Annotated in this window: 14 protein-coding genes; 3 read left to right on the top strand and 11 right to left on the bottom strand. The window is 62.4% G+C overall.

Features of this window, described 5'->3' with window-relative positions:
• Positions 1 to 21: 21 nt before the first annotated feature.
• The 5 genes from AD663_RS10400 to iolC form a co-directional block, all read right to left on the bottom strand.
• Complete coding sequence (locus tag AD663_RS10400; protein WP_003180509.1) at positions 22 to 843, bottom strand: TIM barrel protein; 822 nt, start codon at positions 841 to 843, stop codon at positions 22 to 24.
• A 36-nt stretch (positions 844 to 879) separates the two neighbouring features.
• Positions 880 to 2,382, bottom strand: a complete 1,503-nt coding sequence (locus AD663_RS10395) for a CoA-acylating methylmalonate-semialdehyde dehydrogenase (RefSeq protein WP_003180508.1) — start codon at positions 2,380 to 2,382, stop codon at positions 880 to 882.
• Positions 2,383 to 2,413: 31 nt separating this feature from the next.
• Positions 2,414 to 3,223 carry a 5-deoxy-glucuronate isomerase gene (iolB, locus tag AD663_RS10390; protein ID WP_003180507.1) on the bottom strand — a complete coding sequence of 270 codons (810 nt, stop codon included), beginning with the start codon at positions 3,221 to 3,223 and terminating at the stop codon, positions 2,414 to 2,416.
• A complete protein-coding gene (gene iolE, locus AD663_RS10385; protein ID WP_003180506.1) occupies positions 3,220 to 4,113 on the bottom strand; it encodes a myo-inosose-2 dehydratase in 894 nt (297 codons plus the stop codon). The genes iolB and iolE overlap by 4 nt, the downstream gene beginning before the upstream one ends.
• Positions 4,114 to 4,273: 160 nt before the next feature.
• Positions 4,274 to 6,211, bottom strand: a complete 1,938-nt coding sequence (iolC, locus tag AD663_RS10380) for a 5-dehydro-2-deoxygluconokinase (RefSeq protein WP_003180505.1) — start codon at positions 6,209 to 6,211, stop codon at positions 4,274 to 4,276.
• A gap of 312 nt (positions 6,212 to 6,523) precedes the next feature.
• On the opposite strand from iolC, the gene AD663_RS10375 reads away from it, so the two are divergent.
• A complete protein-coding gene (locus AD663_RS10375; RefSeq protein WP_003180504.1) occupies positions 6,524 to 7,447 on the top strand; it encodes a MurR/RpiR family transcriptional regulator in 924 nt (307 codons plus the stop codon).
• Between the two features lie 297 nt (positions 7,448 to 7,744).
• Here AD663_RS10375 and hcnC read toward each other — a convergent pair whose 3' ends face one another.
• Genes hcnC through hcnA form a run of 3 tightly spaced genes read right to left on the bottom strand, consistent with a single transcriptional unit; the run spans position 7,745 to position 10,732 of the window.
• Entirely contained in the window at positions 7,745 to 9,007 is a 1,263-nt protein-coding gene (gene hcnC / locus AD663_RS10370; protein WP_003180503.1) for a cyanide-forming glycine dehydrogenase subunit HcnC, read from the bottom strand.
• Positions 8,991 to 10,409 (bottom strand): cyanide-forming glycine dehydrogenase subunit HcnB, encoded by a 1,419-nt coding sequence (gene hcnB / locus AD663_RS10365; protein WP_053213667.1) that lies wholly within the window; start codon positions 10,407 to 10,409, stop codon positions 8,991 to 8,993. The genes hcnC and hcnB overlap by 17 nt, the downstream gene beginning before the upstream one ends.
• Positions 10,406 to 10,732, bottom strand: coding sequence for a cyanide-forming glycine dehydrogenase subunit HcnA (hcnA, locus tag AD663_RS10360; RefSeq protein ID WP_003180501.1), 327 nt, complete (start codon positions 10,730 to 10,732; stop codon positions 10,406 to 10,408). The genes hcnB and hcnA overlap by 4 nt, the downstream gene beginning before the upstream one ends.
• Positions 10,733 to 11,006: 274 nt before the next feature.
• Here hcnA and AD663_RS10355 point away from each other — a divergent pair, with 274 nt between their 5' ends.
• Both AD663_RS10355 and AD663_RS10350 read left to right on the top strand, forming a co-directional pair.
• Positions 11,007 to 11,690, top strand: coding sequence for a response regulator transcription factor (locus AD663_RS10355; protein ID WP_003180500.1), 684 nt, complete (start codon positions 11,007 to 11,009; stop codon positions 11,688 to 11,690).
• On the top strand, positions 11,668 to 13,053 hold the full coding sequence (locus AD663_RS10350) for a HAMP domain-containing sensor histidine kinase (RefSeq protein ID WP_003180499.1): 1,386 nt from the start codon (positions 11,668 to 11,670) through the stop codon (positions 13,051 to 13,053). The genes AD663_RS10355 and AD663_RS10350 overlap by 23 nt, the downstream gene beginning before the upstream one ends.
• Positions 13,054 to 13,102: 49 nt before the next feature.
• Here the strand turns inward: AD663_RS10350 and AD663_RS10345 are convergent, their stop codons facing one another.
• The 3 genes from AD663_RS10345 to AD663_RS10335 all read right to left on the bottom strand — a co-directional run bounded on the left by AD663_RS10345 (position 13,103) and on the right by AD663_RS10335 (position 16,441).
• Positions 13,103 to 13,348: a DUF1652 domain-containing protein gene (locus AD663_RS10345; RefSeq protein WP_003180498.1), complete on the bottom strand. Its 246-nt coding sequence runs from the start codon at positions 13,346 to 13,348 to the stop codon at positions 13,103 to 13,105.
• Positions 13,349 to 13,587: 239 nt separating this feature from the next.
• A complete protein-coding gene (locus AD663_RS10340) occupies positions 13,588 to 15,072 on the bottom strand; it encodes a helix-turn-helix transcriptional regulator (protein ID WP_003180497.1) in 1,485 nt (494 codons plus the stop codon).
• Positions 15,073 to 15,157: 85 nt separating this feature from the next.
• On the bottom strand, positions 15,158 to 16,441 hold the full coding sequence (locus AD663_RS10335) for a Zn-dependent hydrolase (RefSeq protein WP_003180494.1): 1,284 nt from the start codon (positions 16,439 to 16,441) through the stop codon (positions 15,158 to 15,160).
• Between the last annotated feature and the right edge of the window lie 85 nt (positions 16,442 to 16,526).

Raw genomic sequence — 16,526 nt, 5'->3', positions numbered from 1 at the left:
TTCATCAGGTCGATAACGGGGTCAGGCCTGGGAGCTTTGCAGATGGCTCATGCTTGCCCCCAGCGCCTGGCGAATGTCCGCCAGTTCATGGACGCTCTCGGCAAACGGTTCGAAGGACAAGTAACCTTCATACCCGCCGGCCAGCAACGCCTCGATCTGCCTGGCATTGCCCAGGATGTCAGCCTCGCCCACCAGCACCCGGTGTCCGTCGCGAATGGTCGCCAAGGGGGCCTGGGCATCCTCGACGCCGGAGATATGCACCAACCCGGTCAGCTCGGGAAAGAATGCCTGCTCGCCCGCCAAATGATGATGAAAGGTGTCATGCACCAGGCGAAACACATCCAGCCCGCCGACGGCTTCGATCGCATCCACCGCCGTGCGCTTATGGCGCAGCGAGCACTCCTCGAACCCCAGGGGTTCGATGAAACCGTAGATGCCGAAGGCGCGCAGGATCGGCGCCAGTTCGCTGAGCGCCGTGCGCAGCCCCGCCGCACGCTCGGCCTCGCTGCGTGGATCGGCGCGGTCGTTGAGCGGGCACATCACCAGCCCTTCGGCGCCGCATTCGCGAGCGTAGTCGGCCAGCCGCACGGCCTGGGCACGGCGCTCTTCGTTCCACACATCGAAGGGGTACAGGGCGTTGATCGACAGCACCTTGATGCCGCGCTCCTCGCACAACTCACGCACGCGCGCCGGCGGCATGCCGTCTTCAATCTCGACGCCCTTGAGATCGTTGCGAATCTCGATGGCATCGGTTTTCAGCGCCAGCGCCAAGTCGATAAAATCCGGCAGCGACAGGCGCGGGGCAACCATTCGGTTCAAGGCAAAACGCAGGGGCTTGTTCATTGTTGTTTTCCCTCCGGCAGTCATTCGAAAAAGGCGTTATTGGGCAGTCGGCATGCTGAATTCAGGACCCTTGGCGATGCTGTCGGGCCAGCGTTGCATCACGCTTTTGTAGCGGCTGTAGAAACGCAGGCCTTCCTCGCCATAGGCATGGTGATCGCCGAACAACGAGCGCTTCCAGCCGCCGAAGGAATGCCAGGCCATCGGCACCGGAATCGGCACATTGATGCCCACCATGCCGACCTTGATGCTGCGGGCGAACGCCCGGGCGATACCGCCGTCGCGGGTGAAGCACGACACGCCGTTGCCGAACTCATGGGCGTTGATCAAAGCCACCGCGCTGGCGAAATCCGGTACGCGAACGATGCCCAGCACCGGGCCGAAAATCTCCTGCTGGTAGATGCTCATCTCGGCAGTGACCTGGTCGAACAGCGTGGCGCCGACAAAAAAGCCCTGCTCGGCCCCTGGCACCTTGAAGCCACGGCCGTCGACAATCAGTCGCGCCCCTTCGGCGACGCCCGCATCGATGAAACCTTCGACCTTGGCCTTGTGTTCGGCGGTCACCAACGGCCCCATATCGGTTCCGGGCTGCTGTCCATTGCCAACCTTCAATTGATCGATGCGTGGCAGCAAGCGAGCAATCAGTTCATCGCCTACGTCCCCTACCGCCACAGCGATGGAGATCGCCATGCAACGCTCGCCCGCCGAGCCGTAGGCGGCGCCAATCAAGGCATCCGCCGCCTGGTCGAGGTCGGCGTCGGGCATGACGATCATGTGGTTCTTGGCCCCGCCCAAGGCCTGGACGCGCTTGCCGTGCGCCGTGCCCTGCTGGTGGATGTATTCGGCGATGGGCGTGGAGCCGACGAAGGAAATCGCCTCGATGTCCGGGTGTTGCAACAGCGCATCCACCGCCCCTTTGTCACCCTGGACCACGTTGAATACACCGTCGGGCAAGCCAGCTTCAGTCAGCAGACGAGCCATCAGCAAACTGGCGGACGGGTCGCGCTCCGAAGGTTTGAGAATGAAGCAGTTGCCAGCCACCAGTGCCAGGGGAATCATCCACAGCGGCACCATCACCGGGAAATTGAACGGTGTGACACCGGCGCAAACGCCTAATGGCTGGCGCAGGTTCCAGTTATCGATACCGCCGCCGATGTTGTCGCTGAAATCGGTCTTGAGCAGGTTCGGCGCACCGCAGGCGTACTCGACGATCTCGATGCCCCGGGTGACCTCGCCATGGGCGTCGGACAGCACCTTGCCGTGTTCGCGGCTGATGATCAGCGCCAGTTCGTCGTGGTGACGGTCGAGCAATTCCTTGAACTTGAACATCACCCGCGAGCGGCGCAAGGACGACTGCTCGGACCAGGCCGGGAACGCCGCCAGCGCCGAAGCCACCGCTGCCTCGACGGTACTCGGCTCGGCCAGGGCGACCCGGGCCTGCACCGCACCGGTGGCCGGGTTGAAGACATTGCTCAAGCGCACGCTGTCGCTGTCCTGCACGCGGCCGTTGATGTAATGGCCTACTACCGGGGCGTCACTCATTGTTCTTGTTCTCCATGGGAATGGGTGCAAATCAGAGGTCCAGCAGCCAACTGTGCTGCGGGTCGTTATGGAACTGCCAGACCCGCTTCGGGCCGGCCATGACGTTCAGGTAATACGACTCGTACCCGTAGGGCACGCTGACCGGGTGATACCCCTTGGGCACCACCACCAGGTCGCTGTTCTCCACGGCCATGGCCTGGTCGATGCTGCGGTCGTCGGTGTAGACCCGCTGGAACACGAAGCCCTGGGACGGGTTGACCTGATGGTAATAGGTTTCCTCCAGGAAGCTCTGGTGCGGCAGGTCGTCGGTGTCGTGTTTGTGGGGCGGGTAGCTCGACGAATGCCCCGACGGCGTGCGCACCTCCACCACCAGCAGCGAATGGGCCGGTTCGCTGTCGGGCAGGATGTCGCAGACATAACGAGTATTGGCGCCCTTGCCGCGCACGCTGCGCTTCATGCTGTCGGGCCGGATCAAGCGCGGGCCGTATTCGTTTTGCGCCGAACCCGGCGCGGCACATACGGCAATCTGCACGTCGCTCAGGGCGGTCACCTGGGCCTGGCTGCCCGGCGGCAGGTAGGCGGCATAGGGTGATTTGTCCTCGAACACCGACTGGCGATCACCGAGGTTGTCCCAATCGAAGGCGCCCTGCCCCGGTGCTTCGCCCTTGAGGTTGATGCGCCCACTGAGCAGCACCAGGCACACTTCCTTGTCGGCGGCGGCCACCGGCAGGGTTTCGCCCAGGCTCAGGCGGTAGGCGGTGAAACCGACGTATTCCAGTTCACCGGCAGGCAGCTGGACCATGGTCCGGCCGCTGGGCTGACTCTTGATCAACAGACTCATGACAAGCTCCTTTCTTGCAACAGGGCGCGCAAAGTGTCGTAGCCTTTCTTGGCGTAGGCATAACTCGGCGCCACCGCGGGGTCCTGCTCGGCTTCGACGACCAACCAGCCTTGGTAGTGGGCGGCCAGAAGGACGTCCAGCAATGCGGCGAAATCAATGTCGCCGTCCCCAGGCACGGTGAAGGTGCCGTTGATGATGCAGTCGGGGAAGCTCCAGAGGTTGTTGCGCGCCAGCTGCACCACGGCCTTGCGCACGTCCTTGAAGTGCACATGGCAAACGCGCTCGATGTGTTTGCGCAGCACCTGCAACGGTTCTCCACCGCCCATGTAGCAATGGCCCGAATCGAACAGCAGGCCCACTTCGCTGCCGGTCAGCGCCATCAGTTTGTCGATGTCCGACGGCGATTCGACGTAGGCGCCCATGTGGTGGTGATAGGCCAGGCGCACGCCCCGGGACAAGGTGAAGCGCGCCAGTTCGGTGAGCTTATCGGCGTAGACCTGCCAGGCTTCGTCCGTGTGGAAACGTGGCCGCTCGACCAGTGCAATACGCTGGCCCTGAATGGAGTCCGCTACTTCACCGTAAACCAATACCTTGGCGCCGTTCTGCGCCAACAGCTCGACGTGGCTGGCAATCGCGTCGATTTCCTCGGCGGCCGAGCGCCGGGCCAGGCGACTGGAGTACCAGCCGGAAACCAGCGCCAGGTCATACGGACGCAGCACATCGCCGACGCCCTTGGCGTCCTTGGGAAACTTGCCGTTGAGTTCGAAACCTTCATAGCCGATGGCCTTGCCTTCGCTCAGCGCAGTACTCAGCGGCGTCTCGCCACCCAACGATGGCAAGTCGTCGTTGCTCCAGGAAATCGGGTTGATGCCAATTCGAATAGCGGGCATGGGCTGCACCTTTATTGTTTTTACAAATCAGGAAGAACGACGCTGGACACTTGTGGGAGCGGGCTTGCTCGCGAAAGCGGCGGCATATTCAACATTGATGTCGCCTGACACACCGCTTTCGCGAGCAAGCCCGCTCCCACATTGGATTTGCGTTAACTCATCAAGCACGGGCACTGCGCCACGCTTCGATCAAGTCCACAAACCGGCCCTGCACCTGCTGGATCAAGGTTTCATCATCGATTTCCCCGGCGAGCCAGGCCCGGCTCGGCTCCTGGAAGATCGTGCGGCCCACGGCAAACCCGCGACAGGTGCTGCTCTGGCTGGCCTGGCGGAACCCTTCGGCCAGGGCCGCAGCCGGAGCGTTGAGCCCCAGCAAAACGACGCCTCGGCAATACGGATCGCGCTGCTGGATCAGCTCATCGAGTTGTTTCCATTCGTCCGCACTCTGGGCTTCGATCTTCCACCACGCCGGGTAGATGCCCAGGTTGTAGAGGCGCTTGAGGGCGCGATACAGCACGTCCGGGTGTGGTGATGGGTGATCCTTGGGCGGTATGACTTCCAGGAGCAATTCGTGGCCGCTGACCTGGGAAGCCTTGTACAGGCCCATCAACTGCGCTTCCTGTTCCAGGCGCAGCAGCGGCTCGTCGTCGGGGTGAAATTGCACCAGGCATTTGATGATCTGCTCTTGGGGCCAGGCGATCAGATTGCTGCCGATCGAGCGTCCGTGTTCGAACGCCAGGGGCCGCGAATTCTGCACTTCCACCGGCCGCGCCACCCACCAGCCGCGCCCGGTGGCGGCGTTCAGCGAATCCTGGCCGAAGCGTTGGTCGGCCAGCAGCCCCACATCCGCCTCGACGCCCTGATGCTGCAAATCAGCTTCGACCCGCTCCACCGCCTTGATGAATAATTGCTTGAGCTCGCCAATGCAACTCAGGTCGCGACCGCCCTTCTGGGCCAGTTCCACCAGTTGCCAGCGATGGTCGAAGGCGAAGATGAACAGCTGCTTCCAGGTTTTGCGCGGCACGCTGACCTGATGCAGCCGCTGCAACACGGCGTCCTGGTCCGGTCGGGTGATCGGCACCGGGCTCTTGAATAAATAGTCGAGTTCGGCACGGGTCGGCATCGCCGGCGCGCAGGCATGACGCGACACCACCAGGCCACCGCAGGCATTGGCCAATTGGCAGCAGCGCTCATCGCTGGCGTCCTCCAGCCACCCGGCGAGGAACCCTGACATGAACGCATCGCCAGCGCCCAGCACATTCAAAACTTCGACCCGTACGCCAGGGTAAAGGGCGCCGTCCTCCAGCCGAGTCGGAATGGCGCCGTGAATCACTGTGCAGCCTTGCGGGCCGAGCTTGACCACCAGCGTCGCCGCCGTCAGCGAACGCACCGTGCGCAGCGCCGTCAGCAGGTCTTCACTGCCGCCGGCAATCAGGAATTCTTCTTCGGTGCCGACGATCAGGTCAAAACGCGGCAGGATGCTTTGCACGTGCTGGCTGACTTTCTGATCGGCGACAAAACGGGTTTCCCCATCGGCCTTGCCTGCCAGGCCCCAGAGCACTGGACGATAGTCAATGTCCAGCACACGCTTGACGTTGTGTTTCTCGGCGTATTCCAGGGCTTGGGTGCTGGCTTTGTAGACACTTTCGGTGGAGAAATGCGTGCCGGTAATCAGCAGGGCCTTGCTGGAGGCAATGAAGGTTTCGTCGATGTCTTCGGCGCGCAGGGCCATGTCGGCGCAATTTTCCCGGTAGAACACCAGGGGGAAGGTTTCGCGGTCCTTGATGCCTAGCAGGACCATGGCGGTCAGGCGCTCTGGATCGGTCTTGATGCCACGCACATCGCAACCCTCGCGAGCCAGCGACTCGACCAGGAAGCGCCCCATGTGGTCATCGCCCACGCGGCTCAACATTGCCGACTTGAGCCCAAGTCGCGCCGTGCCGAAGGCGATGTTGGCCGACGAACCGCCCAGGTACTTGGCGAAGCTCGACACATCTTCCAGGCGCGCCCCGACTTGCTGCGCGTAAAGGTCGACGCCCAGGCGTCCCAGGCAGATCACATCCAATTGACGCCCACTGGCAAAACGAGTCTGGCCCATGCTGGCTCCTGTTATTTTTATCAGCCTGCGTTTATCGCCGAAACCGGCGTCAACGCTCTTGGTGGATGCAGACTAAAACGAGCAGCGGCCAATAATCAATAATTATTCTATAAATTTTTTACGTGGAATATTTTTTCCAATACGCTATGAGTTAACCGACCCAGGCGCAGTGCATCGTTTCAGCAATCACTGCAACGTTGTCCACCCCTGATGTTCCCTGCGCCTACGCTGTAGACTGCGACCAGCCAACCTATTGTCGAGGGCGAGCCTTTTTCGGGGCCGCCCTATAAGAACAAGCCAGAAGGATTTTCTATGACCCGCCCCGATGATCTGACGGCGCCGTCCGAGAGCGCGTCCGAACCCGCCCTCCCGAGCCCACCGATCAATGCCGAGCGCCTGCTGCAACTGATCACCGACGAATACGAAAGCCTGCCGCGCCAACTCAAGCGCATCGCCAGCTACATGAGCCAGCAAAGTGATCGGATCATGGTCGATCGCATCAGCGACATTGCCCGGGAATGCGAAGTACATCCGTCAGCCATCGTGCGGTTCTCCCAACGCTTCGGCTTCAGCGGTTTCAGCGAAATGCAGGCGCTGTTTCGCGAGGCCTATACCCACAAGACCACGCCGGTACAGAACTACCAGCAGCGCATCCGCAGCATGATCGCCAACAAGTCGCAGAAAGCCAGCGGCGGCGACTTGGCCCGTGAATGCGTCAATGCGACCCTGTCGGGCATCGAGCGCCTGGGATTGGAACTGGATGACCAGGCGTTCGAGAAAGCCGTGGACCTGGTGGTCAACGCCGACAACATCTATGTAGTGGGTGTACGCCGCTCGTTCGCCGTCGCCGATTACCTGGTCTACAACCTGCAGCACACCAACAAGCGCATCCACCTGGTGTCCGGCCTGGGCGGCAGCTATCGGGAGCAGATGCGCAGCGTGCGGGCCAACGACCTGGTCATCGCCATCAGCTTCACACCCTACGGCAAGGAAACCCAGCACTGCCTGCGCATCGCCCAGCACCACCAGGCCAAGACGTTGATTATCACCGACAGCAACCTGTCACCCCTGGCCAAGCGGGCCAATGCGGTGCTGCTGGTGAACGAGGGCAGTTCGTTCGCCTTCCGTTCCTTGAGCGCCACCCTGTGCTTGTGCCAGGCATTGTTCATCGCCGTGGCGTACCGGCTGGAGCTCAAGGTCGATGAAATTCATGAACAGGTAGGGTTCGAGGATTAACGCCTCGTCCCACCCTGTAACCAACCGCTGAAGGAAAAGCGATGAAACTGATCGGCAGGCTGGACTCACCCTCGCCCTTGTGGCGAGGGCGCTTGCTCCCGCTGGGCAGCGCAGCAGCCCCAATCAATTGCCTGACACACCGGGTCGCCAGGTCTCAGGGCCGCTTCGCGCCCCAGCGGGAGCAAGCTCCCTCGCCACGGGTGACGGTGGCTGTTGGGCAGATTCGTGCACGACCCCACAGTCCATTTGCGGATGACTGTGGGATTGTGTTCACCTCAGGTCCTTCATTGGGTCCCTTCAGGCCAGTTCCACTTCCTTCGGTCCGACGGCCATCGGTGCGACTTCGAAGCGATCCGCCAGGAAAGGTGTGATGTCCAGCGGCAGCGGTTCGTTGTTCACCAGTTTGTCCAGCAGCACTCCGGTGATGGCCGAGGTCAGGATGCCGGTGCGGAAATGGCCGCAGGCGTTGAGGTAGCCTTCCACGCCGCACATCGGCCCCAGGATCGGCAACTCATCGGGAGAGCCCGGACGCAGGCCGGCCCAGGTGCGTTTCAGGTTGATGTCAGCCAATTGCGGGATACAGCGCACCGCGCCTTGCACCAGCCCTTCGATCTCGGGGTAGGTGGTGGTCACGTCGAATCCCTTGTCTTCGGTGGTGCTGCCGATGAGGATTTCGCCATTGTCTTTCTGCGCCACGTAGCAGTCGCTGGTGGTCAGGCAGCCGTTGAGGATTTTCGGCATGCGTTCGGTCAGCAGGATCTGGCCCTTGACCGGCTTGACCGGGATCCGCACGCCGGTGGCCTGCTCGCTCAGGTCCGCCGCCCAAGCGCCGGCGGCGTTGATCAGCGTCCGGCAATGGAAAGTCCCCGCCTCGGCGGTTTCCACGCCCGTGACCCGCGTGCCCTCGCGCAAGACCTCGGTGACGTTGGTGTTGAAGAAAATATCGACACCGTTCTGCCGCGCGCCTTCGGTGTAGGCATCAGCCAGGCGAAACGGGCTGACCTGATGGTCACAGAGAAACTCCAGCGCACCGCGGGCCTCATGGCTGACACTCGGCTCGGCCTCGCGCAAGGCGGCCTGGTCCAGCCAGCGCACCTGGTCCGCCAGGTGCGGGATGCACGCGACAATGTGCTCGGCGTACAAACGATCCTCGTCGTCGTAAATCACGAACTTGAGCCCGGTCCGCTCGAACTTGCAGTCCATCCCATGGTTTTCCAGCAGCTCACGGTGCAACTGGGGATACATGGCGTTGGACTGAAGGGCGAAATCGAAGAAGGACTGGGGCAGGATATGTGGCGTGCTGGCATCCACCGCCACGGCGCTGCCCTGGGTCTTGCGCTTGCGGTCGGCGGACATCATGCGAAAGAAAATCACCCCGCAACCCAAGCCCACGGACTCGCCGATGGCCCACAAGCCGCCGGCCGAAGCGCGGGTGGCGTTGCCGGGCCGCTTGGCGTCGATCAGGGCGATTTTCAGGTGCGTGCGCTTGGACAGTTGATAGGCACAGGAGGCCCCGATCACACCGCCACCGGCGATGATCACGTCATAGTGCTGGGTCATGGGAAATAGCCTCCGAGCCAACGTTCTGGAAAGCAGAGAAGGGAATCAGGTCGATGGGAAAGCGTGGCCGCAGCCAGCCGACATCGGCACGTCCTGTGGCTTCGCGCAACCGGTCGCTGCAATAACCGACGCACATCCGCCCTTGGCAATCGCCCATGCTCACGCGGGTGCGCATCTTCAGGCTGGCCATGTCCTGCACGCCCTGCTCCAAGGCGCGGTCGATGTCGGCGCGAGTGGCGTGCTCGCAGCGGCAGATCACCGTATCGGCGGCCGGCAATGCGGTTTGCCCGGCGCCGCGCTGGGTGTAGCGATCCACGGCAGCGCGGAAGCGGACAATTCGGTCAAGCTGCGCCTGGTACCGCTCGCGGTGCTCAAGAGCGGTGGACGAATCCAGTACGTTGCGTTGCATCAGCACCGACAGCGCCGCGATACGTCCGCTCAACATGGCGGCCTCTCCACCACGAATCCCGCCCATGTCACCGGCGAGGTGGATATGCGCCTCGCTGCTCTGCTGCCAGGCATCGGCCACGGCCCGCAAATAGCCGTCCTCGCTGAAGCCATGCTCCAGACCCATCTGCTGGCTCAATTGAGTGCGCGGGATAAACCCGTAGCCAACCGCCAGGGTCTGGGCCGGCACCTGTTCGGCGCGCTTGAGATCGGGCACCCAGGCAGTGGAATATGGCGCCACGGTGACGATACTCAACTCCCCTTCACCGTCAGCCTGCACGACGCCCCAGCCGTAGCGCATGGGAATTCGATTGAGCTTGAGATAGGCCAGCATGCTCAAGCCGTCGAGAAACAACTGCGGTTTGTTCAACAGCGCCAGGCTTTCCTTGGCGATCCTGCCGAACGTGCAGGCCTCGTAGACCCCGGCCACCGCCACGCCCGCAGCGTGCAGCTGGCAAGCCACCAATGGCAGCAACGGCCCGGTGCCAGCGATCACTACCGGCCCCGGCGGCTTGACCGCCCCACTCTTGATCTGCAATTGCAGGCCACCAAGCATCATTACGCCCGGCAGCGTCCAGCCCGGAAACGGCACGCTGCGTTCATGACAACCGGCGGCCAGGACCAGGTGGGAATAGGCAATCTCACGCAGGCGCTCGTCGGCGTCCAGCAACATCAATGCCCGGAACCCCTCGGCACCGACGACACGGCTGCTCGTGCGCACGTCGATCAAGGCAGCGTGGCGCTGGAACGTGCCGTGAAGTTTGTCCAGGGCTTCGTTGTAGCGCGGCCCCAGGTAATCCAGGTTCACGCCATCGCGCAGCGGTCCGCGATACACGACGCCACCCAGGCGCGGCGCTTCCTCGAGCAAGGTGCTGCGTACTCCGTGGCTGGCCAGCTCAATGGCCGCCGCCATACCCGCCGGCCCACCGCCGACAATGACCGGATCGAGGTTCATGGCGCCTCCGTCCCGGTGATGCGGTTGGCACGGGTTTCGATCTGCATGCCGGGACGAACCAGGGTCTGGCAGGCGCGGCGCTTGTGGCGTCCGTCGATCCTGACCAGGCAGCACTGGCATACGCCCATGCCGCAATAGGCGCCGCTGATCTGGTCGTGATCGTTGCGAGCCACCTGGCGTTGCCCCAGGGACTGGATGACAGAGAGGACGGTTTCACCCTGGGCGGCGTTGACGGCCTGCCCATCCAGGCGCACCGTCATGTCGGCCCGTGCCAAGGGCTGGATATCAAATTTGCGGCACAGAAGTTCTTGAGGTTGAATCATGCTGCTCTTCCTTGAAGGTTCAGAGGGGCTTCGGCTCCTTGCGGCACGCCCTTCGGTTTGCATCGGTTCCCGGTAGCGGCGATGCGCCAACGCAGGGCGACAGACGCAACATAGTAGTGCGCACGAAATGGATGTTAGGGATTATTTGTGACCAAGTGTTGATCCAGGCCAGTGAATCCGCTTGCCGGCCCATGAACTTTTTTTCAGAAAGCCGACAGGTATTCTTTGGCAGAATGCAGCGCAATAGCTCCAACTTCCCAACACGGTACCGCCCATGAACCGCATCCTGACCATTGAAGACGACGCCGTGACCGCCCGTGAAATCGTCGCCGAGCTGACCCGCAACGGCCTGGACGTCGACTGGGTCGACAATGGCCGCGAGGGCCTGGAACGCGCGGTAAGCGGTGACTACGACCTGATCACCCTCGACCGCATGCTGCCCGAGCTCGACGGCCTGGTGATCGTCACCACGCTGCGGACCATGGGCGTGGCCACGCCGATCCTGATGATCAGCGCCCTTTCCGATGTCGACGAGCGGGTCCGCGGCCTGCGGGCCGGTGGCGACGATTACCTGACCAAGCCGTTCGCCACCGACGAAATGGCCGCCCGGGTCGAAGTGCTGCTTCGGCGCAACAACGGTGCCCGGGAACCGGAAACCGTCCTGCGGGTGGCTGACCTCGAACTGAACCTGATCAGCCGCGAAGCCAGCCGCAACGGCCAGTTGCTCAGCCTGCTGCCCACCGAATACAAGCTGCTCGAGTTCCTGATGCGCAACAGCGGTCAGATTCTGTCGCGCATGATGATTTTCGAAGAAGTCTGGGGCTACCACTTCGACCCCGGCACCAACCTGATCGACGTCCACATCGGCCGCCTGCGCAAGAAGATCGACCCGCCAGGCCTGGACCCGCTGATTCGCACCGTGCGGGGTTCCGGCTATGTCATTGCTGAACCCCGCTAAGGGCTGGCGCTCCTCCAGCAGCCGCTTGCTCGCGCTGTACAGTTCACTGTTCGTGATCTGGAGCGCGATCCTGATGGGGGTGATGTACTACGAAGTGTTCGGCTACCTCGACAGCCTGGCCAAGCACTCCCTGATGCAACGCCAGCATCTGTTCGCGCGGATCCATGGCGAACAACTGGACGATGCGCTCATGGCCAGCCTGACGCTGGACGAGCGCGGCGTCGATGCCTATGGCCTGTTCGATCCGCAACTGCGCCACCTGAGCGGCCCGATCCAGCAAATCCCTGGGGACCTGCCGCTGGACGGCAAGATTCATATGCTCGGCGGTTGTATCGATTCCGATGACCCCAGCGTGCCTTCCGACAGTTGTGATGCAGTGGCCACCCGGACCCAGGACGGACGCTGGCTGGTCCTGGCGCGGGACAACGGCTCGCTGTTCGCCGTGACACGCATCATCCTCCACGCGTTGTTCTGGGGCGTGTCGCTGACGATCCTCCCGGGCATTGCCGGCTGGCACCTGCTGCGCCGTCGCCCGCTGCAACGTATTCGCCAGTTGCAGGCCAGTGCCGAGGCCATCGTCGCCGGAGACCTGACCCATCGCCTGCCACTGTCGAGCCGGCGCGATGAATTGGACATGCTGGCGGCGATCGTCAATGCCATGCTCGATCGCATCGAACGCTTGATGAACGAGGTCAAGGGCGTGTGCGACAACATTGCCCATGACCTGCGCACGCCCCTGACCCGCTTGCGCGCTCAGTTGTACCGCATCCAGCAAGAAGCTGCGGACGGCTCGCCCGAGGCGTTGCAGATGGACCAGGTGATTGCCGAGACCGATACCCTGATGGCGCGGTTTCGTGGCTTGCTGCGCATTTCCGAACTGGAAGACCAGCAACGACGCTCGGGTTTCGTGCGCCTCGATCCCTTGCAGTTATTGCTGGAGCTGCATGATTTCTACCTGCCGCTGGCCGAGGAGCGCGAATTGACCTTCGTGCTGGAAGTACCTGACAGCCTGCCCCTGCTCAATGGCGACAGGGCGCTGCTGTTCGAGGCCGTGTCGAACCTGCTGAGCAATTCGATCAAGTTCACCCCGACGGGGGGCCGTGTGATTCTGCGGGGGGTCGATCAGGGTGACAGCACGCGCATCGAAGTACTCGATTCCGGCCCCGGCATTCCCGAGACAGAGCGCAAGGCCGTGTTTCGTCGTTTCTACCGCGCCGAGGGCAGCAGCCAGCACGGCGGATTCGGCCTGGGCCTGTCGATCGTCGCGGCGATTGTCAATTTGCACGGCTTTACGCTGGAAGTGGACAGCAGTGAATACGGCGGCGCGCGGCTGGCGCTCGATTGCCGGCCAACATTGTTGTGACGGCCGGCTCGTAGGAACACAGGGTTACTTGTCAAACCATTCTGGATTCTCAGGGCTCGGAACGATGCAGCGGGGTGTTTTTCAGCTCGTAGCGCAGCTCGTCGATCAGCTTGGCAATGCTTTCATCGGAGCGGACGCTGTCCAGGCTCATGCCGCTCACCACCAGGTCCACTTCGCCGCTTTCGCGGTGATAGAGGCGTACGGTGAGGGTGCCGTCGCCGTTGAGGCTGCATTCACAGGCCAGCGGCGTAAAGCTTTCTTCGAGGCGGGTGCGCAAGGGTGCCAGATGAGTCATGGGTTGCACCTCAGCTGCGAAGGCGCAAATGAACGGTGGACAGCGTCCACTTCCGGGCAGGCATGGACGTCCTGTCGATCTCGCACTTACGGGGTTCGATGCACATTGTGGCGTATTCCTTGACTGTTTCATGGGGACGCGACATCCGTAGCGATATCGCACCCTGACAGCCTAAGGACCCCGACCCACACGCAGAACCCGAATTTGCACCAGCATGCCAGGTGCATTTGCACTGGCTATCATGGTGCCTTCATCCGCCATTCATTGGCGAACAACCCGCGCTCCCGAGCCCAGACAATCGCCTCGCTGCGGCTATGAACGTCCAGTTTCGAATACAGCGTCGCCACATGGTTGCGTACCGTATTGGGTGCCAACTTCAAGCGCGCGGCGATCTCCTTGTCGGCCAGCCCCTGGCAAATCAGGCCCAGCACGTCGCGCTCCCGAGCCGTCAATTCAGTGAACGAGGCACTGGGCACCTGGGCATTGATGCTTTTGACGTTGGCCAGTTTCTCGATCAGGGTCCGACTGAACCAGGAAGCATCCTTCATCACCTCCTCGATAGCCGCCACCAGCTCCAGCTCCGAGCGCTTGCGCTCGGTGATGTTCATCAACACTAGCAGGTAACAAGGCTTGTCCTCGATCAGCACCGTATCGGCAGCGACTTCGCAGTCGATAAGTTCCCCCTCCTTCTTTTGCACCTTGACGTCGAGCTTTGAAAGAGCCGCAGTCTTTTCCAGCCTGGCGAATAGCGTGTCCCTGGCATCCTTATCGAGAAAGCCGATTTCCTCCACGGTTTTGCCCAACAGTTCTTCGCTGGCATAACCGGTGGTATGCAGAAAAGCTTCGTTGACTTCCATCAACTGCTGTTCGGCGTTGCACACCAGGGTCGGTACGGGTGACAGGCGGAACGACTTGGCAAAGCGCTCTTCGCTCTGGCGCAGCGCCGTTTCAGCCTTGCGGCGCGGCTCCATGTCCATGAAGGAAAACAGCATGCAGTCCTCGTCCTGCAGGTCCAGGGGCTGGCCGGCGACAATCACTTGCTTGCTCCCGCCATCGGGCAGTTTAAGCTCGGCCTGCATTTGCGGGATGGTCGCGCCCTGCCCCAGGCGCTCGACGGCCAGGTCACGTTTTTCCGCAGCTTCGAGCACGTCCAGTTCATACACCGAACGGCCGATCACCTGGTCGCGGCTGTAGCCCGTCATTTCCAGGAAACCCTGGTTGACCTTGATGTAGCGCAGGTCGCTGAGACGGCAAATCACTGCCGGCGCCGGATTGGCGCCGAAGGTCTTTTCGAACCGCTGTTCGGCGCTGGCCCATTCAGTGGCGTCACTGAGAATCAGCACGAGATATTCCGGTTCGCCCCCGCGATCGCTCAACACCATGCTGCGGATCCGGTGGACCCAGGTGCGATCCGGATCGGCCTCGGGCGTCACCTCCACCAGGATATCGCTGAACTCATCGCCACGGGCGACCCGGGCAATTGGGTAGTTATCCTCCGTCAGCGGGTGATTGTTGCGATAGCGCAGGTTGAAACGGCGGGCGTATTGCTTGGCATTGGCGCCCAGCTCACTGATGTCCTGGACACCGTGCATGGCCAGGGCGGCTTCATTGGCCCAGGCAATGGTCTGGTCGACTTCGATCAACATCACCCCGTCCGACAGCCCGGCGATGATCTGCAGCAATTGACGGCGATTGGTATCTGTATTGGGGACGTCTTGGTTCATTGGGTCTCCATGTGGTCAGTGCCTTTCAAGCATGGATGCGTTGAGGGTTACGACCACATGGGGTGACGTTAGTGCAGCGCGCCATTCATGCCGCCATGCGCCCCTCGGCAATGGCCTGGGAGGCGGCGAGCATGGCGCGCAACAGCACCGCGCAGCCGGCGGCAAGGTCGTCGGGGGCGGCGTTTTCGATTTCGTTGTGGCTGATACCGCCCTCGCAGGGTACGAAGATCATGCCGGCCGGGCCCAGTTCGGCGAGGAAAATTGCGTCATGACCGGCACCGCTGACGATGTCCAGATGCGACAGGCCCAACCCCTGGGCAGCGCCGCGCACGGCGTCGACGCAGCCTTTGTCAAAATACAGCGGCGGGAAGTCGGCGGTGGGTTTCAGTTCATAGGTCAGGCCATGTTGCCGGCAGGTGTCTTCGATCATCTGCTTGACCTCGGCAATCATCGAGTCCAGCCGCGCCGGTTCCAGATGACGGAAGTCCAGGGTCATGCGCACTTCGCCAGGGATGACATTGCGCGACCCCGGATAGGCCTGCAGGCAACCGACCGTGCCGCAGGCATGGGGTTGATGGCCGAGGGCGGCGCGATTGACGGCGCCGACGATGATCGAGGCCCCCACCAGGGCGTCCTTGCGCAGGTGCATCGGGGTCGGGCCGGCGTGGGCTTCGACGCCACGCAAGGTCAGGTCGAACCATTTCTGCCCCAGCGCGCCCATCACCACGCCGATGGTCTTGCCCTCGTCTTCGAGGATCGGCCCCTGTTCGATGTGCGCCTCGAAATAGGCGCCCACCGCATGGCCACTGACCGGGCGCGGGCCAGCATAGCCGATGGCGTTCAACGCCTGCCCCACCGTGATGCCTTCGGCGTCGGTCTTGGCCAGGGTTTCCTCAAGGGTGAATTTTTCCGCGAACACGCCGGAGCCCATCATGCATGGGGCGAAGCGCGAGCCTTCTTCGTTGGTCCACACCACCACTTCAAGCGGTGCTTCGGTTTCGATGTTCAGGTCATTGAGGGTGCGCAACACTTCCAGCCCGGACAGCACGCCAAAGCAACCATCGAACTTGCCGCCGGTGGGCTGGGTGTCGATGTGGCTGCCGGTCATCACCGGCGGCAGGTTCGGATTGCGTCCCGGGCGGCGGGCGAAGATATTGCCCACCGCATCGATGCTGACCGTGCAGCCGGCCGCCTCGGTCCATTGCACGAACAGATCCCGGGCCTGGCGGTCCAGGTCGGTCAGGGCCAGCCGGCACACCCCGCCCTTGACCGTGGCCCCGAGCTGCGCCAGGTCCATGAGCGATTGCCACAGGCGGTCGCGGTTGATGTGCGGGAGGGTGGACTGTAGGACGTCGATGGCAGCGTTCATGGGGATCTCCTTAAACCAGTTATCTCAATCTCAACGCGGTTCAGTGTGGGAGCGGGCTTGCTCGCGAATGCGGTGGGTCAGTCGA

The organism is Pseudomonas sp. Q12-87, from assembly GCF_001269755.1.
Taxonomy (GTDB): Bacteria; Pseudomonadota; Gammaproteobacteria; order Pseudomonadales; family Pseudomonadaceae; genus Aquipseudomonas; species Aquipseudomonas fluorescens_S.
The sequence above is the reverse complement of the archived record's forward strand: the minus strand, read 5'-3'. Positions and strand labels throughout refer to the sequence as shown.

Coding starts and splice junctions, on each gene's coding strand:
- AD663_RS10400 (WP_003180509.1), bottom strand. CDS start 843: ATGAACAAGCCCCTGCGTTTTGCCTTGAACCGAATGGTTGCCCCGCGC.
- AD663_RS10395 (WP_003180508.1), bottom strand. CDS start 2,382: ATGAGTGACGCCCCGGTAGTAGGCCATTACATCAACGGCCGCGTGCAG.
- iolB (WP_003180507.1), bottom strand. CDS start 3,223: ATGAGTCTGTTGATCAAGAGTCAGCCCAGCGGCCGGACCATGGTCCAG.
- iolE (WP_003180506.1), bottom strand. CDS start 4,113: ATGCCCGCTATTCGAATTGGCATCAACCCGATTTCCTGGAGCAACGAC.
- iolC (WP_003180505.1), bottom strand. CDS start 6,211: ATGGGCCAGACTCGTTTTGCCAGTGGGCGTCAATTGGATGTGATCTGC.
- AD663_RS10375 (WP_003180504.1), top strand. CDS start 6,524: ATGACCCGCCCCGATGATCTGACGGCGCCGTCCGAGAGCGCGTCCGAA.
- hcnC (WP_003180503.1), bottom strand. CDS start 9,007: ATGACCCAGCACTATGACGTGATCATCGCCGGTGGCGGTGTGATCGGG.
- hcnB (WP_053213667.1), bottom strand. CDS start 10,409: ATGAACCTCGATCCGGTCATTGTCGGCGGTGGGCCGGCGGGTATGGCG.
- hcnA (WP_003180501.1), bottom strand. CDS start 10,732: ATGATTCAACCTCAAGAACTTCTGTGCCGCAAATTTGATATCCAGCCC.
- AD663_RS10355 (WP_003180500.1), top strand. CDS start 11,007: ATGAACCGCATCCTGACCATTGAAGACGACGCCGTGACCGCCCGTGAA.
- AD663_RS10350 (WP_003180499.1), top strand. CDS start 11,668: ATGTCATTGCTGAACCCCGCTAAGGGCTGGCGCTCCTCCAGCAGCCGC.
- AD663_RS10345 (WP_003180498.1), bottom strand. CDS start 13,348: ATGACTCATCTGGCACCCTTGCGCACCCGCCTCGAAGAAAGCTTTACG.
- AD663_RS10340 (WP_003180497.1), bottom strand. CDS start 15,072: ATGAACCAAGACGTCCCCAATACAGATACCAATCGCCGTCAATTGCTG.
- AD663_RS10335 (WP_003180494.1), bottom strand. CDS start 16,441: ATGAACGCTGCCATCGACGTCCTACAGTCCACCCTCCCGCACATCAAC.